21 protein-coding genes and 1 riboswitch are annotated in these 23,490 nt (G+C 42.9%); of the genes, 14 read left to right on the top strand and 7 right to left on the bottom strand.

Going from position 1 to position 23,490, the window contains the following annotated elements; all coding sequences use genetic code 11:
- Positions 1-37: 37 nt before the first annotated feature.
- The 10 genes from J7E37_RS05415 (at position 38) to J7E37_RS05370 (ending at position 9,157) form a co-directional block, all read left to right on the top strand.
- Positions 38-1,219, top strand: a complete 1,182-nt coding sequence (locus J7E37_RS05415; RefSeq protein ID WP_215022830.1) for a pyridoxal phosphate-dependent aminotransferase — start codon at positions 38-40, stop codon at positions 1,217-1,219.
- A gap of 75 nt (positions 1,220-1,294) precedes the next feature.
- A riboswitch (SAM riboswitch) is annotated at positions 1,295-1,402 on the top strand.
- Positions 1,403-1,496: 94 nt separating this feature from the next.
- A complete protein-coding gene (gene mtnW, locus J7E37_RS05410; RefSeq protein WP_215022923.1) occupies positions 1,497-2,720 on the top strand; it encodes a 2,3-diketo-5-methylthiopentyl-1-phosphate enolase in 1,224 nt (407 codons plus the stop codon).
- A complete protein-coding gene (locus tag J7E37_RS05405; protein ID WP_214777562.1) occupies positions 2,717-3,379 on the top strand; it encodes a 2-hydroxy-3-keto-5-methylthiopentenyl-1-phosphate phosphatase in 663 nt (220 codons plus the stop codon). Before mtnW ends, J7E37_RS05405 begins: the two co-directional genes overlap by 4 nt.
- Positions 3,376-4,011, top strand: coding sequence for a methylthioribulose 1-phosphate dehydratase (locus J7E37_RS05400; protein WP_214777560.1), 636 nt, complete (start codon positions 3,376-3,378; stop codon positions 4,009-4,011). Before J7E37_RS05405 ends, J7E37_RS05400 begins: the two co-directional genes overlap by 4 nt.
- A 63-nt stretch (positions 4,012-4,074) precedes the next feature.
- On the top strand, positions 4,075-4,608 hold the full coding sequence (locus J7E37_RS05395; protein ID WP_215022828.1) for a 1,2-dihydroxy-3-keto-5-methylthiopentene dioxygenase: 534 nt from the start codon (positions 4,075-4,077) through the stop codon (positions 4,606-4,608).
- 157 nt (positions 4,609-4,765) lie between these two features.
- A complete protein-coding gene (locus J7E37_RS05390) occupies positions 4,766-5,011 on the top strand; it encodes an aspartyl-phosphate phosphatase Spo0E family protein (protein ID WP_353049982.1) in 246 nt (81 codons plus the stop codon).
- A gap of 694 nt (positions 5,012-5,705) precedes the next feature.
- On the top strand, positions 5,706-6,533 hold the full coding sequence (locus J7E37_RS05385; RefSeq protein WP_214777557.1) for an electron transfer flavoprotein subunit beta/FixA family protein: 828 nt from the start codon (positions 5,706-5,708) through the stop codon (positions 6,531-6,533).
- A gap of 26 nt (positions 6,534-6,559) precedes the next feature.
- Entirely contained in the window at positions 6,560-7,585 is a 1,026-nt protein-coding gene (locus J7E37_RS05380; RefSeq protein ID WP_215022826.1) for an electron transfer flavoprotein subunit alpha/FixB family protein, read from the top strand.
- Positions 7,578-8,873, top strand: a complete 1,296-nt coding sequence (locus J7E37_RS05375; RefSeq protein WP_215022824.1) for an FAD-dependent oxidoreductase — start codon at positions 7,578-7,580, stop codon at positions 8,871-8,873. The genes J7E37_RS05380 and J7E37_RS05375 overlap by 8 nt, the downstream gene beginning before the upstream one ends.
- Complete coding sequence (locus tag J7E37_RS05370; RefSeq protein WP_023615122.1) at positions 8,873-9,157, top strand: ferredoxin family protein; 285 nt, start codon at positions 8,873-8,875, stop codon at positions 9,155-9,157. The genes J7E37_RS05375 and J7E37_RS05370 overlap by 1 nt, the downstream gene beginning before the upstream one ends.
- Positions 9,158-9,622: 465 nt before the next feature.
- Here the strand turns inward: J7E37_RS05370 and J7E37_RS05365 are convergent, their stop codons facing one another.
- On the bottom strand, positions 9,623-9,958 hold the full coding sequence (locus J7E37_RS05365) for a hypothetical protein (protein WP_214777551.1): 336 nt from the start codon (positions 9,956-9,958) through the stop codon (positions 9,623-9,625).
- 215 nt (positions 9,959-10,173) lie between these two features.
- Here J7E37_RS05365 and J7E37_RS05360 point away from each other — a divergent pair, with 215 nt between their 5' ends.
- Positions 10,174-10,701 (top strand): hemerythrin domain-containing protein, encoded by a 528-nt coding sequence (locus tag J7E37_RS05360; protein WP_214777550.1) that lies wholly within the window; start codon positions 10,174-10,176, stop codon positions 10,699-10,701.
- A 101-nt stretch (positions 10,702-10,802) separates the two neighbouring features.
- On the opposite strand, the gene J7E37_RS05355 is transcribed toward J7E37_RS05360, so the two are convergent.
- Together J7E37_RS05355 and J7E37_RS05350 are read right to left on the bottom strand one after the other, a co-directional pair.
- A complete protein-coding gene (locus tag J7E37_RS05355; protein WP_214777548.1) occupies positions 10,803-10,997 on the bottom strand; it encodes a hypothetical protein in 195 nt (64 codons plus the stop codon).
- Between the two features lie 103 nt (positions 10,998-11,100).
- Complete coding sequence (locus J7E37_RS05350) at positions 11,101-12,333, bottom strand: MFS transporter (protein ID WP_214777546.1); 1,233 nt, start codon at positions 12,331-12,333, stop codon at positions 11,101-11,103.
- 145 nt (positions 12,334-12,478) lie between these two features.
- Between J7E37_RS05350 and J7E37_RS05345 the strand changes: the two genes are divergently transcribed.
- Positions 12,479-13,471, top strand: a complete 993-nt coding sequence (locus J7E37_RS05345; RefSeq protein ID WP_214777544.1) for a phosphotransferase enzyme family protein — start codon at positions 12,479-12,481, stop codon at positions 13,469-13,471.
- 61 nt (positions 13,472-13,532) lie between these two features.
- On the opposite strand, the gene J7E37_RS05340 is transcribed toward J7E37_RS05345, so the two are convergent.
- Together J7E37_RS05340 and J7E37_RS05335 are read right to left on the bottom strand one after the other, a co-directional pair.
- Positions 13,533-14,264 carry a TPM domain-containing protein gene (locus J7E37_RS05340; protein WP_214777542.1) on the bottom strand — a complete coding sequence of 244 codons (732 nt, stop codon included), beginning with the start codon at positions 14,262-14,264 and terminating at the stop codon, positions 13,533-13,535.
- Positions 14,265-14,266: 2 nt separating this feature from the next.
- Complete coding sequence (locus J7E37_RS05335; protein ID WP_214777540.1) at positions 14,267-14,836, bottom strand: LemA family protein; 570 nt, start codon at positions 14,834-14,836, stop codon at positions 14,267-14,269.
- A gap of 434 nt (positions 14,837-15,270) precedes the next feature.
- Here J7E37_RS05335 and J7E37_RS05330 point away from each other — a divergent pair, with 434 nt between their 5' ends.
- Together J7E37_RS05330 and J7E37_RS05325 are read left to right on the top strand one after the other, a co-directional pair.
- Positions 15,271-15,708 (top strand): MarR family winged helix-turn-helix transcriptional regulator, encoded by a 438-nt coding sequence (locus tag J7E37_RS05330; RefSeq protein WP_214777538.1) that lies wholly within the window; start codon positions 15,271-15,273, stop codon positions 15,706-15,708.
- Positions 15,709-15,852: 144 nt separating this feature from the next.
- Positions 15,853-17,547, top strand: a complete 1,695-nt coding sequence (locus J7E37_RS05325; RefSeq protein WP_215022821.1) for a M3 family oligoendopeptidase — start codon at positions 15,853-15,855, stop codon at positions 17,545-17,547.
- A 259-nt stretch (positions 17,548-17,806) separates the two neighbouring features.
- Here the strand turns inward: J7E37_RS05325 and J7E37_RS05320 are convergent, their stop codons facing one another.
- Both J7E37_RS05320 and J7E37_RS05315 read right to left on the bottom strand, forming a co-directional pair.
- Positions 17,807-20,833: an efflux RND transporter permease subunit gene (locus J7E37_RS05320; RefSeq protein WP_215022819.1), complete on the bottom strand. Its 3,027-nt coding sequence runs from the start codon at positions 20,831-20,833 to the stop codon at positions 17,807-17,809.
- Between the two features lie 335 nt (positions 20,834-21,168).
- Complete coding sequence (locus J7E37_RS05315; RefSeq protein WP_215022817.1) at positions 21,169-23,325, bottom strand: ATP-dependent Clp protease ATP-binding subunit; 2,157 nt, start codon at positions 23,323-23,325, stop codon at positions 21,169-21,171.
- Between the last annotated feature and the right edge of the window lie 165 nt (positions 23,326-23,490).

Raw genomic sequence — 23,490 nt, 5'->3', positions numbered from 1 at the left:
TTTGAAATAATAACATATTTTCTAAGCAGGTGAGAAGATGGAATTTCCACAATCAGATTTACTGAAAAGCCTGCCCAAGCAATTTTTTGCTTCACTGGTGCAAAAGGTGGGCGCTTATACAGAAAAAGGGGCAGACATAATAAATCTGGGGCAGGGGAACCCTGACCAGCCGACTCCACAGCACATTGTTGAAAGGTTGAAGCAAGCTGCGGATAATCCGGTTAACCATAAGTATTCGCCTTTCAGGGGTTTTCGCTCGTTAAAAGAAGCAGCAGCAGCGTTTTATAAAAGAGAATATGGGGTCGATCTTAATCCGGAAGAGGAAATTGCCATCCTATTCGGGGGTAAAGCCGGTCTCGTAGAAATACCTCAATGCCTGTTGAATCCTGGGGACACAATTCTCGTTCCAGATCCCGGCTATCCTGACTACTGGTCTGGAGTCGAGATTGCCAGGGCAAAGATGGTGACCATGCCACTCCGTGAAGAAAATGACTTTCTGCCTGATTATGATGAGTTAAGCTCAGATCAATTGGATAAAGCAAAGCTGATGTTCCTCAACTACCCAAATAATCCTACAGGTGCAGTGGCTGATAAAGAATTTTTTGATCAGACAATCGAGCTGGCACGAAAAAATGAAATTTGTGTAGTACACGATTTTGCTTATGGAGCGATTGGCTTTGACGGGAACCGCCCGCAAAGCTTTTTACAGTCCGAGGATGCAAGGGAAGTGGGGATCGAGATCTATACATTGTCAAAAACATATAATATGGCTGGATGGCGTGTTGGCTTTGCGGCAGGGAACAAGAGTGTAATAGCCGCAATCAACTTGCTCCAGGACCATATGTATGTCAGCTTGTTTGGTGCTGTGCAGGAAGCTGCAGCAGAAGCTTTGCTGGGATCGCAAGAATGCGTTGCTGAACTGAATGATTTATATGAATCTAGAAGAAACGTACTTATTGACGGTCTTACAAAAATTGGCTGGGAGGTGACTGCTCCAAAAGGCTCATTTTTTGCCTGGCTGAAGGTTCCAGAACCATTCACTTCAGTTGAATTCGCGGATTTCTTGCTGGAAAAAGCACACATAGCAGTTGCGCCAGGTGTAGGGTTTGGTGAGCATGGCGAGGGTTTTGTGAGGGTTGGCTTGCTGACTTCGGAAGAAAGATTGCGTGAAGCAGTTGGCAGGATTGAAAGCTTGGAAATATTCAAAAAAAATAGTTGACATTGATTTACGAACCTGACATAATCCTAATTAACAAATTCACTTTAACCAATTAAATAACTTGATTAAATTATTTTCTTATCAAGAGCAGGCGGAGGGACGAGCCCGATGAAGCCCGGCAACCGATCCAGCATTTAGCTGGGCACGGTGCTAATTCTTGCAGCGAAAGCTGAAAGATGAGAAGAGTTTAGTGTATTTTCTAACCTCTTCTTTGTGAAGAGGTTTTTTTATGCCCAAAATAATAATGGGTCCACAAGTAATGAAAGGATTGATCCTCATGAGTGAAATTACAGCGACATATATAATCCATGATGCTAAACATAACCCGGAGATAAAAGCAGAGGGAATCGCGCTTGGGCTGACGGTAGGGTCCTGGACTGATTTGCCGGAACTGGATCAAAAACAATTGAGAAAACATAAGGGGAGAGTGGTTTCTGTTGAAGGTTCAAGTAAGGACAACAATTCAGAGACAGTGGCAACAATCAAAATCGCTTACCCTGCTCTCAATTTTTCTCCAGACCTGCCAGCCATTCTTACAACAGTTTTTGGAAAACTATCGCTTGATGGCAAGGTAAAACTTATCGATCTGGAATTTGGAGATGAATTAAAGAAAGACTTTCCGGGTCCGCGTTTTGGAATTGAAGGAATCAGGAGCAAGCTTGGTGTTTATGATCGTCCATTGCTAATGAGCATCTTCAAAGGTGTCATCGGACGTGATATGGACTTTCTGCTAAAACAGCTTAAAGAACAAAGCCTTGGTGGTGTTGATCTGATCAAGGACGATGAAATACTGTTTGAAAATGAGCTTACACCTTTTGAAAAAAGGATCGCTCTTGGTAAAGAGGTCCTTGAAGAAGTATATGAATCTACTGGGCACAGAACCTTATATGCTGCCAATCTAACAGGAAGAACCTTACAGTTGAAGGACAAAGCAAGAAAAGCGGCTGAACTTGGAGCCGACGCACTGTTGTTCAATGTGTTTGCCTATGGCCTGGATGTTTTACAGGAACTAAGGGAAGATGATGAAATCGGCATCCCAATCATGGCTCACCCTGCAGTAAGCGGTGCGCTGACATCGGCTGATGAATATGGTTTTTCACATTCTTTGCTTCTGGGAAAATTACTCCGCTATGCCGGGGCTGACTTCTCGCTGTTCCCGTCACCTTATGGAAGTGTGGCACTCGAAAAGCAGCAGGCGTTATCAATAGCCGAGGCACTGACTGCTGAGGATCAATTCACAAGGACATTCCCGGTTCCATCAGCAGGCATTCATCCTGGAATGGTACCGCTGCTTATAAAAGATTTCGGTGTGGATTCAATCATAAATGCTGGTGGAGGCGTCCATGGACATCCTCGTGGAGCACAGGGCGGCGGGAAGGCATTCAGACAGGCAATTGATACCGTACTTCAAGGAAAAACACTTGAAGAAGGCGCACTTGAGCATGATGAGTTGAAAGCTGCTATTGCTCTTTGGGGTTCGTCAGAGGCGGTGGCAAAGTGAGTCAGCCAGTGATTTTTTGTGACTTTGACGGAACAGTAACCGAAAAGGATAATATCATAGCGATCATGAAGGAATTCGCGCCTGATGGCTGGGATGAAATAAAAGAAGCGGTGCTTGACCGCAGTATTTCAATCAGGGAAGGAGTAGGGAAAATGTTTTCCCTCCTTCCGGTCTCCAAGAAGGAAGAAATTATTCAGTTTGCTAAAGAGAAGGCTAGGATCCGTCCGGGTTTTCAGGAGTTTCTTGATTTTGCCCATGAAGAAGGAATTCCTGTTTACATCGTCAGCGGCGGTATTGACTTTTTTCTCGAACCAATCATTGAACCATTCGGACCGATAACAGGCATCTACTGCAACGGTTCAGATTTTTCCGGCGAAACAATAAAAATTGAATGGCCAAACAGCTGCGATGATCAGTGTTCAAATGATTGCGGCTGCTGCAAACCAACAATCATGAGAAGATTAGAACAAAGCGATGCTTATAAAATCGTCATCGGGGATTCCGTAACAGATTTGGAAGCTGCCAAAAAAGCAGATCTTGTACTGGCTAGAGATTACTTGAAGGATAAATGCGAAGAGTGGGAAATCGCATATAGACCATTTGAAACGTTTTATGACTGTATTGAAGCTCTTAAAACTGAGACAGGGGTGAGAGGATGAGCATTTTAGAAGGTAAGTGGGAAGAATTGGCGGATGTAAAGACTGAACTGGCAGAGCGTGACTGGTTTATGGGAACGAGCGGCAACCTGGCGATCAAAGTGAACAACGAGCCGGTACAATTCCTTGTAACGGCAAGCGGGAAAGATAAGAGGAAAAGAACGGACGAGGACTTTTTGCTGGTTGACCAATTTGGCCGGCCGGTTGAGGATACCCATTTAAAGCCATCAGCTGAGACGCTGCTCCATGTTGAGGTATACAAAAGGACAAATGCTGGCTGCAGCCTCCATGTCCATACAATTGACAATAATGTCATCTCCGAGGTCTATGGAGACAGGGGCGAGGTGCAATTCCAGGGGCAGGAATTGATCAAGGCTTTCGATATTTGGGAGGAAGATGCTGTCCTTAAGATTCCGATAATTCCGAATTATGCACATATACCAACCCTGGCTAAAGCATTTTCAGAGCACGTTAAAGGGGATACAGGTGCGGTCTTGATCCGTAACCATGGAATCACTGTGTGGGGAAGGAACGCTTTTGAAGCAAAGAAAATTCTTGAGGCCACTGAATTTTTATTCCGCTACCAGTTAAGGCTGCTCGAACACAAACCATTCCAATTGTTCAAGGTGGTTTAACTCAGGATCATTAAAGCAGATTTCATTAAAAGATAAAAGACATTATAAAAGGGAGAGATTCACATGGCATATATTGTAAAACAAAGTACAAAGGAAAGAATCGTTGATGAGCAGCAGGTAGAAGCATTTCTGAACGCACAGGAAGTTATCTATGAAAAGTGGGATATCAATAAGCTGCCATCAAACCTTCAGGAGAAGTTCCTGTTGACCGCCGAGGAAAAACAGCAAATCCTCGGCGCATTCCAAGCTGAGATTGAAGACATTTCAGAACGCAGAGGCTACAAGGCACAGGATGTCATTTCACTGTCAGACAATACACCGAATCTTGACCAGCTGCTTGCGAATTTTAAGCAGGAACATCATCATACAGATGATGAAGTAAGATTCATCGTAAGCGGTCATGGAGTGTTTGTCATCCAGGGTAATGACGGAGAATTTTTTGAAGTGTTCCTGAATCCTGGAGACTTGATTTCAGTCCCTGAAAATACACGTCATTATTTCACTCTTCAGGATGATCGCCAGGTAGTTGCGGTAAGAATTTTCGTGACAACTGAAGGCTGGGTGCCAATTTACGAAGAGGAAAAAGTCAGCCAGTAATCATAACGAACTGCAAACTTTGTCGAAGTAAATTTTTTTGGCCGTGAATATTGTCTTATTTTGCGAATCTATTTACATTGATCCTAGCATTTGCCATAATTCTTCAAGTAATCTATTTATTTTATTAAGCAATTAAAGTAGTAGAGGAGATATAGAAGTGTATCAATCGCAAAATGCTTTGTTGAAGGAAATTGATCGCGTTAGGGAATTGATGGTGGCTTCTGCACTGGAAACTGGATATACAAGTGCTGAAACAGTACGTCGCAGCCAGGAACTTGACACTCTGATTTACGAATATCAATCATTGTGCAGGGAGACGGAGCTGCAGCGGAAAAAAACAAGAATCCTTTTCAGACAGATGATCCTGCTTACAAAGAAACAATATATTTTATCACATGCATGATAACATTCAGACATATGGGGAAAATTAGCCACTGCCAATAAACCGGCGGTGGCTAAAATATTTTTATAAGAAAATCATGATAAAAATACAGATGATAAATGGATTACTCGAGGACAATTCATCTGGCAATTCTTGTAGGCGTTTGTGAAAAAATTTAACAATTTGCTCAAATTTTCACGATAATATATATTTGTGTGATTTTTATCATATTTTTATAGGCTTATTTTATATATTTTTAACATAGATAGCTTCTTATCATCAATCTGCTAACGCACCTCATCATTAACTTTCATTCATTTTACAGTTGACTCGATTATGTTTTTAATTGTTTTACCTCATTTTTCACCAAAGAATATTACCTATGTTATCTACTTTTTTAATTGTTGGTACTATGCATGTAATACGATTCATATATCGTACTACATAGCATTTTATTTATATAAGGCTGTGTGAAAAGTGACTAACATGTTTCGTCATAAAATAATGCACATAAGCCTTTATTACAGCTGTTTTCATCATACTCGTTTTCTGCAGGGTCTATAGCCAGCTGAACAGGAGGATTTTTCTTGGTATCAAAAATTCCTTCCTTATTAAATTTCCCTCATTTTAAAGAAAACGATTTTAAAACGAAAACAGCTAAAAGTAACCGCTTACAAATTAATAGTTTTACATTTTGAGGAGGGGAATAGAGAGTATGCACATTGTCGTATGTGTCAAGCAAGTGCCCGATACAAAAATCATCAAAATCAATCCTAAGACCAATACTCTGGACAGGCGAAGCGCACCAGCCATTTTGAATCCATATGATGCTCACGCTGTACAGGAAGCAGTCAAAATCAGGAATAAAACGGGAGGAACAATTTCGGTTCTTTCAATGGGACCGCCACAGGCTGTCGCTGTTATTAAAAAAAGTGTTGAAATTGGCGCAGACCGTGGATACCTGATCTCAGACAGAGCATTTGCTGGAGCAGATACCCTTGCTACAAGCTATGCACTCTCTAAAGCGCTTGAAAAAATTTCGAAGGATAATCCGATAGACTTGGTCATCTGTGGAAAGCATGCGATTGATGGTGATACAGGACAAGTAGGACCAGGGATTGCACGCAGGCTTGATATACCGCCAATCACGAATGTTATTGAAGTTTCCGAGGTTAATAAGGAAAAAAAATATGTTCACATCAAGCGTAAGCAAATCGATGGCTACGAGGTACTTGAATCGCAGCTTCCTTGCCTGCTGACTGTTGAAAAAGAGATTAATGACATAGAGTATGCACCGCTGCCAAATATGATCAATGCAGCTCGATATGAACCGGTCATCTGGTCAGTGAATGATCTTGAGGATGTTGACAAGACCCAATTGGGTTTAAAAGGATCTCCAACGATTGTCGGCAAGATGTTCAGTCCGCCAAAACTTGAAGGCGGAAAAAGGATTGAAGGCAATCCTGATTCTCAAGTTGAGCAGCTTATGGGCGTTTTAATGGAAAGAAAAGATTTATTGAAATTAAAAACAGCCAACTCTTGATTCGATTTTAAAGGGGGAATAGCAGGATGGAAGAAAACCAGGGAGTCTGGGTATTCATTGAAGTAAATGATGGGAAAATCGAAGGAGTTTCACTGGAATTGCTGGGTGCGGGAAGGAAGCTTGCAGACAAGCTGGAAGTTCCGCTTGCCGGAGTCATGCTAGGGGAAGGAGTCATGCCTTTAGCAAATGAAGTGATTTATGCTGGTGCAGATCAAGTGTATGTCGTGGACCATCCGGTTCTTAAAGATTATCGGACTGAGTCATATATGAAGGGTGTCTGTATACTGGCTGAAAAATATAAGCCGGAAATCTTCCTATATGGAGCAACACCAAATGGAAAAGACCTGGCGAGTGCAGTTGCAACGGATTTAAGTACCGGTTTGACAGCTGATACAACGATGCTCGATGTCGATGTTGAAAAAAGGCTGCTAGAAGCAAGCCGCCCTGCATTCGGCGGAAATATAATGGCCACGATCCTTTGTAAAAAACACAGGCCGCAAATGGCTACAGTACGCCCTAAGGTGATGAAAGCCCTCGAACTGGATGAAGACAGGAAGGGAGTCATCATCGAAGAAGTGTTAGAACTTCGCGAAGAGGATATGCGCACAAAAGTGCTTAAAATTGTGAAGGATGTAACAAAAAAAGCAAGCCTTGCCGAAGCCCATGTTATCGTGGCTGGCGGAAAAGGTTTAGGCGATATCCAGGGTTTCCAGCTAATTCATGAGTTAGCGGAAGTGATTGGTGCAAGTGTGGGAGGTACAAGAGATGTCGTTGAGGCAGGATGGCTGAAGCATGAGCAGCAAATTGGCCAGACTGGCGAGACCGTGACTCCGAAAATCTATTTTGCAATCGGTATTTCAGGGGCAATCCAGCATGTCGAGGGAATGAAAAACTCTGAGCTGATCATTGCCATCAATAAGGATCCGAACGCTCCTATATTCGATGTGGCCACATATGGCATTGTCGGGGATGCTATGGAAATTGTACCGAAACTGATCAAGCAGTTCAAAGAGCTCAGCAAAGAGAAGGGCGGGGAAATGAGCTATGTCTGAAAAATTTGATGTAATCGTCGTAGGAGCCGGCCCTGCTGGAACGTCATGTGCCTACAACTGTGCCAAAACCGGACTGAAAGTATTGTTGATAGAGCGCGGTGAATACCCAGGATCAAAGAACGTCATGGGCGGTGTTCTCTACCGTAAACAAATGGAGGATATCATTCCGGAGTTCTGGAAAGAAGCTCCTCTCGAAAGGCCGGTTGTTGAGCAGCGATTTTGGATGATGGATAAAGAATCGGTTGTCCAGTTTGGCTACAAAGGTCTCGAATGGGCGGCTGAACCATATAATAACTTTACAGTACTGCGTGCACAGTTTGACCAATGGTTCGCACAGAAAGCTGTCGAACAGGGTGCATTGTTGATTAATGAAACAGTTGTTACTGAATGCATCGTAGAAAATGGCAAGGTTATAGGGGTTCGTACCGATCGCCCTGATGGAGAGGCATTTGCGGATGTTGTCGTGCTTGCAGACGGCGTAAACTCCCTGCTTTCCAAGCAACTTGGCTTCCACAGGGAATTCCGCCCTGATGAAGTTGCCCTGACGGTTATGGAGGTCATCAATCTGCCGAAAGATAAAATCAATGATCGCTTCAATCTTGAAGGAAATCACGGAACTACGATTGAGATTTTCGGTGATTCAACACAAGGCAATCTTGGCACCGCCTTCCTTTATACAAACAAGGAAAGCTTGAACATCGGGGTAGGAACTACACTGTCAAGCATGATCAAAGCCAAATTGAAGCCATATGAGCTGCTTGATTATCTGAAAAAACATCCAATGGTTCGTCCTTATCTAGAGGGAGGGGAGTCAGCAGAGTACCTGGCCCACTTAATCCCTGAAGGAGGATTCAATTCCGTGCCAAGGGTTGCCGGAAACGGTGTGCTTGTAGTCGGGGATGCTGCCCAGCTGGTTAATGCCATTCACCGTGAGGGCTCGAACATGGCGATGGCTTCAGGCCAAATGGCTGCAGAAGCCATCGTTGAAGCCAAAAAAGACGGCGACTTCAGTGAGAGCAGCCTGAATCGCTATAAGGAAGCCTTGTTCGGAAGCTTCATCATTAAAGACCTTGAAAAATATAAGGATGCAGCACATACCTTTGAGACATACCCGCAGTATTTCAAGGAATATCTGCCAATGATGAACAAAGCAATGAGCAAATTCTTCACAGTAGATGGAACACCTAAGAGAGAGAAACAAAAGGAAATCATGCGAAGCGTTACGGCTGAAAAAGGAACCTTTAAGGTCATGCAAGACATCTATCGTGCCTGGAAGGCGGTGAAATAATGTCAACGACAAACATCGAGGAAAAACAATTTCTTTTAAGGTTTAAGTGTGACACAAAATCACATCTGACAGTTTTGGACCATGACGTCTGCATGACGCAGTGCCCTGACAAACTTTGTACCGTATTCTGCCCGGCTGAAGTGTACAAGTGGGAAGGGAAAAGGATGCAGGTAGGATATGAGGGCTGTCATGAATGCGGCAGCTGCCGGATCGGGTGCCCTTACCAGAATATCAAATGGGAATATCCAAAAGGCGGACACGGAATCGTATTCAGGCTTGCCTGATGATTAAGAAAAAAAAGCGCAAGCGCCAGGTTCAACCCCGACAAGCGCTGCCCGCCTATAACGCCACGTCCCCCTAAAACGCTAACGCTTCTCGCAAGATACTCGAGAAGCATATTCATGGATGAAAGCTGGCTAGGCGCTGGAGCTGGATTAAGACACCCAGATGCAGTTATCCACAGAAAAATGCTTTTAAAATTTCCTACACAACAGAAAGAGACAGGCGGATAGATTATCGCCGGTCTTTTTGTTGTTTTAGTATGCCTAATAATGAGTGAGAATGGAAGGGTAAATGAATGAAGCGGACTGGGAGAAGGAAAAGGAATATAAACAAACTGATGCGGATAAAAGAGAAATTACTCAACAAGCTAACCATCAACAATTGTTCTATATTCATCATATGTAAGTTAATTCACAAATGGGTTCAAAAAAAGGTGAAGCTCTCAAGAGAGGGATAAATGAGGGGGTTTAACTGATTTTTTCTTGCTGGCGCAATGCGTGAAGCTGATCACGGAGGATCTCTTTTTCTATATTTCGCGATGCCTCCACAGCATCATCAAAACGGTCATACAGAGTTGACGCATAAACTGGTTTGCCTGCATCATAAATTCCAGAGGAATCTGATTTGTATATAGCCACATTCCAATTGTAGAATTCACTGCCATCTTTCTGGTGCCCTTGAAGCCCAATCAGTAAATGGGTATGCAGCATGTCAGGATGGATGTCGAGGAAAGCCTTCCTGTCGCTAAGCCCTGCTGGCACAAGTGACTTTTGATAAAAATCCCGGTAAAAATTATTCTGCAAGGTAAAATCACTCCTTTTCCATTAAGCTATAACTTTATTATATGTAAGGGTTGATAATATTTGAAGGAGAATTGTTAAAATTTTTCGAAATTTTAACAAAGTGTCATTTTTTCTTCACATTTTCTTAAATAAATCAAAATTGTGATGCCTATCACAACCGGGAATCCGATTGCTTTCTATAATCAAATTATAAAAGATATAGGAGGCCGATTGATATGACAGGTTGTATAAGCGGTATAAACCAAGATTCAAGTTTTACATTAAGTGCAGGTCTTCAGCAATTGAAAAATGAACATCCGCCATTATTGGAGAAGCTTGCGAATCTCTTGGATATTTCACTGAAAATTGAAGAAGGGGAGCAAATGGCGGAGAATTTCTCAAGGCTGAGAGAAAGGGTCATTGAGTTCCTTGCTGAGCTGGAGCCGCATTCGGATCGAGAGGAAGGCGTGCTGTTTGAGATGATGGCAGCTTATATTGGAAGAGAAATGGGACCCATTGCGGTTATGGAATATGAACATGATCAGGCAAAACGATTCATTGGAACCTTCCTCCATAACACAAAGGATGGCACGACAGGTTTTACAAATGAGAAAATGATTGAAAACGCCCAGTTGATAAAAAATGCAAACTACACTTTAGTGAGCCATTTTGCTAAAGAAGAAAGCATTCTGTTCCCAATGGCGGAGAATATGTTCAGCGATGAAGAAAAGCAGGAGCTGGCAGAGCGTATTAAATTGATTTAATAGCATGCAACGTCTCTGTCCGCTCGGTAAGCAGACAATTCCGGTGAAATACAGCCTAAAAAAGGGTGAAGCCCTCAAAGCTTCACCCTTTCTGTATATAATTAAGCTTCTGTAATCGTAACAAGCTTAATGTCTTTTGTATCGAATTTATAAAAAACATTATCTTCTCCAGTGAACTCGATCAGCCCCTCTTGATCTTTCGCATCCTGGATGGCTTCTGAAATGTTTTCTACCTCGATTGGACGTGAAACTTTAAAATCTTTTTCAAAAAAATAGTTAATCTTAAATTTAGACATGTCGATCTCCCTTCTTTTTATCCTCACTTTCTTTTTTTCCTTAACAGAAGTATGTCTAAACATAAAAATGTAAATGGAATATTTTAATTTTCACTTCTGATGCTTAGTTGTTCCATTCAGCCAGCTTTTCATCTGTTGGAAGGAACATGGTCAGAATTCCAAGCAAGGGAAGGAATCCGACACAGATGATCATCAAGGACAATCCAATCAAGTCGGCAAGGTATCCTAGTCCGACAGAACCAATGGCACCCATACCGAATGCGAGACCTACTGTAAGGCCAGCCATCGTACCGATTTTACCCGGAACGAGCTCCTGGGCATATACAACAGTAACTGAAAAGCTCGACATCAGAATAAAACCGCTTACCGTCAGCAGAACAAACGCAATTGTATATGGCATAAATGGGATAATTGCGGACAATGGGGCAGTTGCAATCATAGAAAGAAATATGATGTTTTTCTTTCCAAAACGGTCTGCCAGCGGGCCTCCGAAAAAAGTACCGAACGCACCGGCAACAAGGAAAGCAAACAGGAATATTTGTGCCTCCGTAATCGAAAGGCCATATTTATCGATTGCATAAAACGCGTAAAAATTCGTCATGCCCGAAATATACCAGGACCGGGCAAAAATCAGAAATAGAATCAGAACGAGCGCCATTTTAATATTTTTTGAGATTCCCTTGCCGACTTGTACGCTTGCTTTCCTGGCTTTGGCGGCCAATTTTTCATAATCCAATCTACGGCTGTACCAGGCTGCGATATATAAGAGCAGACCAACGGCTATGGCCGCTACTAATGTAAACCAAACTGCTCCGAATTGACCGAGCGGTACGAGGATAAGTGCTGTAATCAGCGGGGCAAGTGCCTGCCCGGAATTGCCGCCGACCTGGTATATGGACTGTGCCAATCCCCTGCGCGGACCGGCTGCCATATAGGCTACACGGGAACCTTCAGGATGGAAAACAGCTGACCCAAGTCCAATGAATAAAACGGAAAGAATAACAAACTCAAAACTCGAAGCAAATGCAAGGCCAAGAACCCCAAACATTGTCGAGGTCAAACCCAGCGGCAGGGCATAAGGCACTGGCTTTTTGTCTGTTGCCATTCCAATCAAAGGCTGGAGGATGGAAGAGACAATATTCAAAGAAAAAGCGATCATCCCTAATTGGGTAAATGAAAGACCCATCGATTTTTCAAGGATCGGGAACATCGCGGGAATGACGGATTGAATAGAATCATTCAGTAAATGTACTAATCCAATGATGAAGAGTATTTTATACGCTGTATCATTTTGGTTCTGCGGTTTTGCTCTGACGGCGGCAGCTGATTGGCTCATGAGTGTCTCCTTCTGAAAAAAAATATTTCGGTTTCCTACATATCATTTTACAAAAAAAGTCACGAGATAAAAATAGCTTTTCTGCTGAAAAATATGTTCTAATATAATTTAGAAAATACAGATTATTACCGAGGGGGAAATTTGAATGGAAAAAGCCGTGAGTTCATTGATGAACCAGGAGATTTTAAATGATTTTCTGGATCGGTTTGGCTTGGAGAGGGAAGTGAAAAAACTTGGTGATTTTGAGAATTATGTTTTTGAAACATATAGAAATGGTCATCCATATATCATGCGGCTCACACACAGTTCCCACCGGAGCAAGGATGAGGTTTTATCCGAATTGGACTGGATAAGACATCTAAACAACCAAGGTCTGTCTGTTCCGGAAGTTTTCCCCTCCAAAAACGGACTTTTGGCAGAAGAAATTCTGGCAGAAGATAGAAGCGAATTTTATGGTTGTTTATTTGCTAAAGCGCCAGGTGCTGCAGTCAGTGTGCGGTCAGAAAAATTCAATGAAGAGTTGTTCGAAAAATGGGGAGAAACGACAGGAAGGATGCATCAAGCCACAAAATCTTATAAGCCATCTGAAGACATAAAAGCACGCAGCAGCTGGGATGAGGACGAACTTTTATCAGTTGAAAAATATTACCCTTCTGACGAGAGGGTATTAGTAGAAAACGCCAAAGAAGTGATTGCCGCAATTTCCGTGCTTCCGATAAATATGAATAATTACGGTATCATCCATACTGACATCCACTCAGGGAATTTTTTTTATGATGGAGAACAAATTCATGTTTTTGATTTTGATGATGCGAGTTACCACTGGTTCGCCTCAGATATCGCAATCCCTCTGTACTATTCTATCCTTTACCGGATCCCTGCCAGCGAGGAAGAAGAGCGAAACCGTTTTGGGAAAGTATTTCTGAATGCTTTTATCGAAGGGTATCAAAAAGCGAACCTGCTGCCAGACGGCTGGAAGAAACAAGTCCCATTGTTCCTGATGCTTCGTGATATTGTACTGTACGCAGTTCTCCATAAAAAAATCGCCCCAGAGGATAGGGACGAAAAATTGAAGGGTATGATGGATGAAATCGCAGTTAGGATTAGGAGCAAGCAGCCGATTGTGAATATTGGTTAACTAGAGTATCTTAGTATAGACAAAAAACACCAGAGCAATCGCGCTCTGGTATTTTGTCAATTTACCAACCACGGCTGGCACCGCCGCCTCCGGATGAACCGCCGCCGCCTCCTCGAGGTCCGCCGCCACCGCCGCCTCTCGATATAATCGAAAGCAGCAGGTAGGTTAGGGTCCCGCCGAAGAACATAAAATCGAGGACAATGACGCCAATTACGATGATGACGAGCAGCCATGATGGTATTGGCAGGTCTTGCTGCTGAACATCACGGGGTCCACTGCCGAATTCATTTGTACCTGATACCTCGTTGGCAAGCGCCTGATACGTATTCATGACAGCAAGGTTAGGCTGGCCATTTTGTAAATGTGGAATGGCATATTCATCAAGGATGCGTCCAGCTTTGCCATCAGGGACGATTCCTTCAAGTCCATATCCGACTTCAATCCTGATTTTCTTTTCCTGCATGGCTATCACTAGCAGAACGCCGTTATCATTTTCCTTCGTTCCAAGCCCGAATTTTCGGTAAGCTTCGACAGAGTATTCCTCAATGCTTGACTCGCCGATTGAGTCTACAGTAAGGACAGCAATCTGAGAAGTAGTCTGATCGTCAATCGACCTTCCAATATTTTTTAACTGTATTTTCTCGTTTTCGCTTAAAACATTGGCGAAGTCCTGGACATATATATCCCCAACTGGTGCAGGTATCTCATTTTGTGCGGCGATTGCCCCGGTGGGAAGCAGCAATAGGAGGAAGCCAAGTATTGCCGCCAGGCCAGGGAACCTACTTATGCTCATCTTCAGCCTCCAAAGTCAACCTCGGGGGCTTCCTGTGCCCGAGGGTCCGCCTTGAAGTATTCCTTTTCGTCGAAACCTGTTATGTTAGCGATGAGTGCACCTGGGAATTGCTTTACTTTCCTGTTATAAACGGATACCTGATCATTGTAATCCTTTCTTGCCACAGCCAGTCTATTTTCCGTACCGGCAAGCTCATCCATCAACTGGGTGAACTGCCTATCCGCTTTCAGGTTTGGGTAGTTTTCAACAACGACAAGCAAGCGGCTTAAGGCACCGGACAATTCGGCATTAGCAGTTGCCTGTTCTTCCGGCGTATTCGCCCCTGCTAATGTTGCGCGAGCATCTGATATGGATTGGATTACTTCTTTTTCATGAGCTGCATATCCCTTGACCGAATTGACAAGGTTTGGGATGAGGTCAAGTCTACGCTGAAGCTGGTTCTCTACCTGGGCATATGCCTGATTGACATTCTCTTCCTCGGCAACGAAGTTATTATAGCTGCCAACTCCCATCATGATGAAAATTCCTAGTAAGACTAATAAACCAATGACAATTCCTAATCCTTTTTTCACTCTAGCCACTCCTAATTCTTAGTTGTTTGGTGATGCCCGTATTTTTCCCTCATTTGTGAGGGTTTTAAACTTATAGCTGAGGATATTCTCTTTTGCTTTGGCTCTTTCTCAAACTTTGTTGCTATTGACTACAAAATAAGATTGAATGACCTATGTTTCTTCAAAAAATTAAAGCTAATGATGAGAAAAGAGCTTGCACACTTAATTCGTACTACAAAATGGCTTTTGATCACGTTAAAATCGGCTTTAGGATTTTAACAACAATCTTTACGAAAACAGCCTTATGAAAACAGCCTTTGCTTTAGAGGAATGGTTCCTCTGGAAGGACTTTATTTAGTTTTTCAGATAAAATTAAGGGAAATACTGATAAAAACAACAAATTCAGATATACTCTAGTTATGGATTAGTCGTTTAAGGTAAAGGAATGAAATTGTATGAACAATGAGACAGAAAAATCTTTGAAGTTATTCATTGTATTGTCCAGAGCGTACAGGGCTGTCAATGAGAAGGTGAACAAGGTCATCCAAAGAAATGGACTGAACCCGACAGAATTTGCTGTTTTAGAGCTTTTATACCACAAAGGCGAACAGCCGTTGCAGCAAATAGGGGGAAAGATCCTGCTGGCAAGCGGCAGTATTACCTATGTAGTCGATAAGCTTGAAGAAAAAGGCTATTTAAATCGGGTAGCCTGTCCAAAAGATCGAAGAGTCACCTATGCGAAAATTTCCGATGATGGAAGAAAACTAATAGAAGAAATCTTTCCTGAACACAGCGCGTTGATCCACGAACTTATGGACAGCCTGAATGATGATGAAAAAGACTCAGCGATTGAGTTGCTAAAAAAGCTGGGCCTTTCTGTAAGCAAATATTAAAAACGGCATATGCCGTTTTTTTATTGTTTTTTTCAGAAAAACTTATGGAAAGTGCCAGGTATAAAAAGGGATAAAGGGAATATTCGTAGAATAGGAAAGGGATGGGGATAATACTTCCCTTATAAAGATAAAGGGGGCAATACCGTGAATTTCGAGCAATATACATATACTCGCCCGAATTTGGATGAAGTCACCGCCAAATTCGATAAACTGCTTGAACAATTTAAAAATGCTGGTTCTGTTGAGGAGCAAAGCACAGCCATGAATGGGATCAATGATTTGCGGAATGATGTTGGCACCATGTTCAACCTATGCTATATCCGCCATTCAATCGATACCGAGGATGAATTCTATAAGGAAGAACAGGATTTCCTGGATGAACTGGCGCCGCAGGTGGAGGGTTTGGTGACAAAATATTATGAAGCACTTGTTTCCTCTTCTTTTCGCGATGAACTTGAAGCCAAATGGGGACGACAGCTTTTCGCTCTTGCCGAAGCACAATTAAAGCAGTTTTCACAGGAGATCGTTCCTTTGATGCAAAAGGAAAATAAGCTTTCAACTGAATATACAAAGCTTGTTGCTTCTGCAAAAATCATGTTTGAAGGTGAAGAGCGAACCCTCGCGCAGCTTGATCCTTTCACCGAATCTAAAGATCGCGAAACAAGAAAGAAAGCAAGTGAAGCAAAATTTGCATTCTTTTCTGGGCATGGAGAAGAGTTTGACCGTATTTATGATGATCTTGTTAAAGTCAGGACAGAAATGGCCCATAAGCTTGGCTGCAGCAACTTTGTAGAGCTGGCATACTACCGCATGTTCCGTACTGACTATGACAGCAGCATGGTAGCGGCATTCAGGGACCAGGTCCATAAATACATTGTTCCGGTCGCCTCGAAGCTTAAGGAACGTCAAAAGAATCGTATAGGAGTCGGGGAATTAAAGTACTATGATGAGCCATTCGATTTCAAAACCGGTAATGCCGCTCCAAAGGGAAGTCCTGAGTGGATCATTGAAAATGGACAGCAAATGTATGAGGAGCTATCTTCTGAGACAGGTGAATTTTTCCGCTACATGAATGAAAACAATCTGATGGACCTGGTCGCGAAGAAAGGGAAAGCAGGCGGAGGCTATTGCACATACATTGAAAATTATAAGTCACCATTCATCTTCTCAAATTTTAATGGAACTTCTGGTGATATCGATGTCCTGACACATGAAGCAGGCCATGCCTTCCAGGTATATTCAAGCCGTCATTTTGAGATTCCGGAATATAACTGGCCTACTTATGAGGCTTGTGAAATCCACTCGATGAGCATGGAATTCTTCACATGGCCATGGATGGAACTATTTTTCAAAGAGGATACTGATAAATATAAATTCTCGCATCTAAGCAGTGCGCTGCTATTCCTGCCATACGGAGTTTCTGTCGATGAATTCCAGCACTGGGTTTATGAGAATCCTGAAGCTACACCTGCAGAAAGAAAGCAGCAATGGCGTGAGATCGAGAAGAAGTATCTTCCGCATAAAGACTATGACGGAAACACTTATTTAGAAGCAGGCGGATTCTGGCAGCGACAAGGCCATATCTATAATTCACCTTTCTACTATATCGATTACACGCTTGCGCAGATTTGTGCTTTCCAATTCTGGAAGCGTTCAAGAGAAAACCAGGCAGAAGCATGGAAAGACTATGCTAACCTGTGCAAGCTGGGAGGAAGCATGGCTTTCACTGACCTAGTTAAGGAAGCAAACCTGATTTCTCCATTTGAAGAAGGATGCGTCCAGTCAGTAATTGGTGAAATCGAGAGCTGGCTTGATTCAGTTGACGACAGTAAGCTGTAAAAAAAGAATCGTGGCAATTTCAGGCTGCAGACAAACGATAAGAATCGGTTTGTCTGCAGTTTTTTATTTAATTTTTTAATTTTCATTAATGGATTCAGTATCATTCGTCCGAACGGTACCCTTATGGAGGCGGGAAAGCTTGCACAAGGGTATCATTCGTCCGAACGGTACCCTTATGAGAGTGGATATACTTGTAGAAGGGTATCTTTCAAATTTAAATCTTATTAAAAAAGCCCGCATCTTCATGCGGGCTTCATCATTATAAGCTGCGTTCTTTTTTCACCTGTCTGAAGAAAAAAACCTCATAAATAACAGGGATCAGGATCAACGTCAACAGGGTGGAGGAGGTGAGCCCTCCAATTACGGTTACTGCCAGCCCTTTTGAGATCAGGGTGCCAGATGAAGTAGTGAGAGCCAATGGAATCAATGCAGCGATCGTAGCAAAGGCCGTCATCAGGATTGGCCGCAGCCTCGTGATTCCTGCTTCAACAAGCGCCTCGCGGATAGGCATTCCTTTCTCTGTCCGGTTCTGGCCAATCCGGTCCACCATGACAATCGCATTGGTTGTAACAATGCCTATTAGCATCAGCAATCCAATCATGACGCTAACTGACATAGGTTCATCGGCAATCCATAGTCCAAGCAAGGAGCCGATTGGGACGAAAATCAAGGATGAGAGAATAATAAACGGAATCCTTGCCTGACCGAATGTGATCAGCATGGTCAAATACACAAGTCCGATGGCCACGATCATCGCAATTCCCAATTGTGTGAATGTTTCAACGGTCTCATCACTGCCGCCCCCGCCTTCAAGGGAAACATCATCAGGCAGTTCAATGTCATTTTGGACGCCATCTATAACGGCATTCGAAACAGCCCTGATATCATTTGAATCAATTTGTGCTGAAACGCGGGCGAATATCTTGCCATCTAATTTTTGGATCGAAGTGAATGCCTCCGTTTCAGTGATACTGGCTATTTCAGTGATCGGGACTGGTCCCTGTTGTGTGAAGATCACCGTATTCTTGAGATCCTCTATTGTTTCGGATTTTTCATCATAGGTTATGGAAACACGTCGTTCTTCACCGCCCAGTTTCATTAAACCAGCGTCTACGGGCTTCGTTTTATCAGTTATGGTACCAAGAACCTGGAACCCGGAAACCCCTAATTGAGCAGACTTTTCAGGGTCGATATCTACAATCACTTGCTTTTGTTTCTCAGAAAAATTGTTGGATACATATTTTAGGTCTTCCTGCTTCATCATGTAATCTTCTACCCTGGCAGCCGCGTCCTGCAAGACAGCCAAATCAGTAGAGTACAAGTCAATGTTGACATTATTATTAGATGGCGGACCGCCTGTGGATTGTTCCTGGATACCGATTTTGGCATCTGGCTCTATTGATAGAACGATATTTTCCATTTCTTTTTCTAGCTCAGGTATAAACTCGGAAACACTTACGCCATCTCCCAGACTGATAAAATAGTTCGCCTGGTTTTGTCGTTTGAGGCCGGTTTGGAAGTCCCGGCTGCCGATTCCAACGGTAACATCATTAATTTCTGTTTGTTCTGCGAACATGTTTTCGACCTTCAAAGATACTTCATTCGTTTTATCAAGTGAAGTAGAAGAAGGCAGCTGGAAAGTAGCCACCAGCAGTTTTTGCTCCTCGTTAGGAATGAACGTGAAACCAAGGCCTTTGACAAGGAATCCTGAACCCGCAAGCAGGGCAATCGAGAGGATGATGACTAGTGCCTTATGGTTCAATGACCATTTGATTGAAGATGCATAGGCTTTTTGGAGCGCACCTTCTTTTTCTTCCTTAGGAACCTTCTTGAATGAGAATTTTGCCAGGATCGGGACGATTGTGACGGCTACGATTAATGATGCTAGCAAGGAAAAAACAATAGTCAAAGCGAATGGCAAAAAGAATTCCCCGGTAATTCCCCCGACAAGTCCTAACGGCAGGAATACAACAACCGTGGTTATGGTTGAGGATGTGATCGCCTTCAGAATTTCCTTAGTGGAATCCTGAATCAAATCATCTGTCATGTCTTTATTCGCTTTCCGGACTCTCCGGAAGATGTTCTCAATAACGACGATACTATCATCGACTACCCGGCCAACTGCTACTGCCATACCGCCAAGTGTCATGATGTTCAATGAAATATCAAGCTGGTTTAAAAAGATCGACGAAATCAATAACGAAAGCGGAATCGACACAATCGCAATGATTGTCGCCCTGAAGTTCCTGAGGAAGATCAGTACGGCGATCGAAGCAAACAGGGCTCCAAGCAAGCCTTCCTTAACCAAGGTATTGACCGACTTTTCAATTCCTTCTGCAGAATCGAAACCAATCGCGTATTCAAGCCGGTCGTCATAGCTGTTTATAACTGCCAGAACCTTCTCGGCAACTTCAACCGTATTGGCATCCTGCTTTTTCGTAATTGCCATCGATAAAGATTCTTTTTCATTGTAGCGGGTGATTTCCGGTTTCTCGGTTGCAACCTTAATTGAGGCAATATCCCCCAGTTTAACTTGCGGTGCATTAGGGGCGAATTTTGACTGCATCACCAGGTTTTCGAGTTCATTGATGTCTTCAATTTTTTCCTGGACCCTTACCGGCACTTGGATTTCGTTTTCATTCAAGTTGCCAGCTGGAAAGCTGAATTTTTTGGCATTGATACTTTCTTTAATTTCATTCAGGCTAAGCGCAAACTGGGCAGCCTTTTCCTGATCAACAGTAATCTGGAGGATCTCCTCAGTCATACCGCCAACTGAGACACTGTTGATTCCCTGGATTTTATTCAGTTCAGGGATAATTTCATCGTTCACAAGCTTTTCGAGGTCTTGATCTCCTTTTGCGAACAGAGAAATATTGAAAATTGGGAATGTGCCAAATGAAAAGCGGTTGACATTTGCTTCTACATTTTCAGGAAGTCCTGCCTCCTTGATGAAGGAATTGACCTGCTGTTCAGCATCATCCAATTCAGTATCGAAAGGGAATTCAAGATTGATGATTGCGATGCTTTCATAGGAAGAGCTCTGGATTTTCTTGAGTCCATCAATTCCTTTGAATTTAGTTTCCAGTTTTTCTGTCACTTGTTCATTGATATCCTGAGGCGATGCTCCCGGATAAATGACTTCAACAGAAAGCTGCGGGACCTCGATATTCGGCAGTAAGTCGACCTTCAGGCGAGTGAAGGAATACAGGCCTCCGAGTATTAACAAAAAGGAAATGATAAATACAGCAAAAGCATTTTTGAGACTGAATCTTGTGAGAAACCCCATAATTTTACCTCATTTCATTGGAAAAAGTTATGCTCTTATTCTATATGTCTTCTATGTATATTTCATTTTTAAACTGCTAAAATTATTATATATTTTCTTCTTGATTGGTCCGCGAGAACAACTAAACAAACACGGTTAACAAGTCTCTTTTAACGGGACGCTAGACTGATCATGTTAAAAAGTATAGAGGCAACCAAAGCTGTCAAGAAAATCACGTTTCCTTTAAGAGTTGTGCCATAGATCCAAAAACCGCTCTGCTGCCCACCAGGCAGCAAAGCGGTTTAACAGAAGATGAAAAAAAGAAGGTTCGGATCTGCTCCGAACCTTCGAGGTCGTTATTTTCGCTTAATCATGATTGCGTCATTTTCGATGACTGCTTTCAGTTCTACTGCACCCGGGTCTTCAAGGATGAAGTCGGCAATGGAGTCCTCGAGCTGCTCCTGGATGGAGCGGCGAAGAGGGCGTGCGCCAAATGCAGGATGGTATCCCAGCTCTGCAAGCTTATCCTTTACTTCATCCTCGACTTCAAGAGTGATGTTCTGCTCCGAAAGTGTATCCTTAAGTTCAGAAAGCATTAAGTCAACAATTTGAAGTAAATGTTCTTTTTCAAGTGCCTTGAACTCGATGATGCTGTCGAATCGGTTCAGGAATTCTGGCTTAAAGAAGCCTCCCAATGAATCCAGGATACTTGATTCGTTGACAGCTGTGCTCTGATCGAATCCTACTTTGATTGTTTTGTGACCGGCTCCGGCATTGCTTGTCATGATGATGACTGTGTCCTTGAAGCTTACAGTACGGCCCTGGCTGTCAGTCAGGCGGCCATCTTCAAGGATTTGCAGGAACATATGCTGGACGTCTGGATGTGCCTTCTCGATTTCATCCAGCAGAATAATGCTGTAAGGATTCCGCCTTATTTTTTCGGTCAGCTGGCCCGCTTCGTCGTGGCCTACATAACCAGGAGGTGATCCAATCAGCTTGGACACACTGTGCTTTTCCATATATTCACTCATGTCCAGTCTAACCATGGCATCTTTAGTGCCAAACAGCTCTTCTGCCAGCGTCTTTGTCAATTCTGTCTTACCGACACCAGTTGGTCCGACGAATAGGAAGGATCCAATCGGACGGTTTTTAGATTTCAGGCCTGCACGGCTGCGGCGGATTGCCTTGGCTACTCTCTGGACGGCATCTACTTGTCCGATTACCCTGCCATTAAGGTTTCCGACAAGATTCTTCATCCTTACTTGCTCGTCCTCCTGGAGTTTACCTACCGGAATTCCCGTCTTCTTTTCGATGATTTCCTGGATATGATGGACAGTGACCAAAGGACGTGCCGTATTGCCATTTTCATTTAATGCCTTTTCAAGCCTGGATTCCTCATCACGAAGCTTTGCAGCTGTTTCATAGTCTTCCTGTTTCAGGGCCTCTTCCTTTTCCTTTGCGATTTCAGCAAGGCGGTTTTCAGCATCGCTTTTATTTGTATAATCAGAAACAAGGTTAAGCTTAGAGCCAGCTTCGTCCATTAAATCAATCGCTTTGTCAGGAAGGAAACGATCCTGGATATAACGGTGTGAAAGCTGTACACATGCCTTGATTGTTTCTTCCGAAAAGGATACCTGATGGAAATCTTCGTACTTCGACTGAATTCCCTTCAGGATTTCCACAGCCTCGTCCACTGTCGGTTCCAATACATGTACTGGCTGGAAGCGTCTTTCGAGCGCCGCATCCTTTTCAATTTTGCGATATTCCTTCAGAGTTGTTGCACCGACTACTTGGAGCTCACCGCGGGCGAGTGCTGGCTTCAGGATATTGCCGGCATCCATTGATCCTTCAGCAGACCCTGCACCAACAAGCTGGTGAATTTCATCAATAAACAGAATGATATTTTTGCGAGCCTGTAATTCAGAAATGAGCTGTTTCATTCTTTCCTCGAATTGCCCGCGGATACCTGTGTTCGAAACCATTGAAGCGACATCTAACAAATAGACTTCCTTGCTTTTCAGCTTATCCGGCACATCGCCTTCAACAATCTTAAGAGCGAGTCCTTCAGCGATGGCAGTCTTACCTACGCCTGGTTCGCCAATCAGCACAGGATTATTTTTATTCCTTCTATTTAAAATCTCGATGACTCGTTTTACTTCTTCGTCTCGTCCTATTACCGGGTCAATCAAACCGGTTTTTGCGATTTGGGTGAGGTTTCTCCCAAATTGATCGATGAAGCCATTTCCACCGCCAGCAGTTTTCGCAGCACCAGATGAATGGTTATGATCAGGGTTTTGATTATTCATATTGCCTGAAAACTGTTTGAACATATCATTAAAAGGCGAGCCTCCAAAGTCTTGAAAACCAGGCATCTGGCTGCCAAAGGAAGCACCTAATCTTTCTTTTTCTTTTTTGTAGCAATCTTCGCAGAGCATTAAATGCTTCTGATTACCGTTTAAATTTACTCTCAATTGGATATTAGCGTTTTTCTCATGGCAATTTTGGCAAAGCATTTAAATTCCTCCCTCAAAAAGTTAATTCTTATATATGATCAATTATAATCATTCTTGACTTTGACTAACTTTGATCAATTTAACTTTATTATACTTTGACCTTTTTTGACTTTCAAGATATTTGCCTATGGTAATTTTTAGTAGAGATTGTGTTTAATTACCTTT

It is taken from the genome of Bacillus sp. ISL-39 (genome assembly GCF_018613295.1).
In the GTDB taxonomy this organism is placed as follows: Bacteria; Bacillota; Bacilli; order Bacillales; family Cytobacillaceae; genus Mesobacillus.
This window is presented reverse-complemented; position numbering and strand designations above follow the sequence as displayed.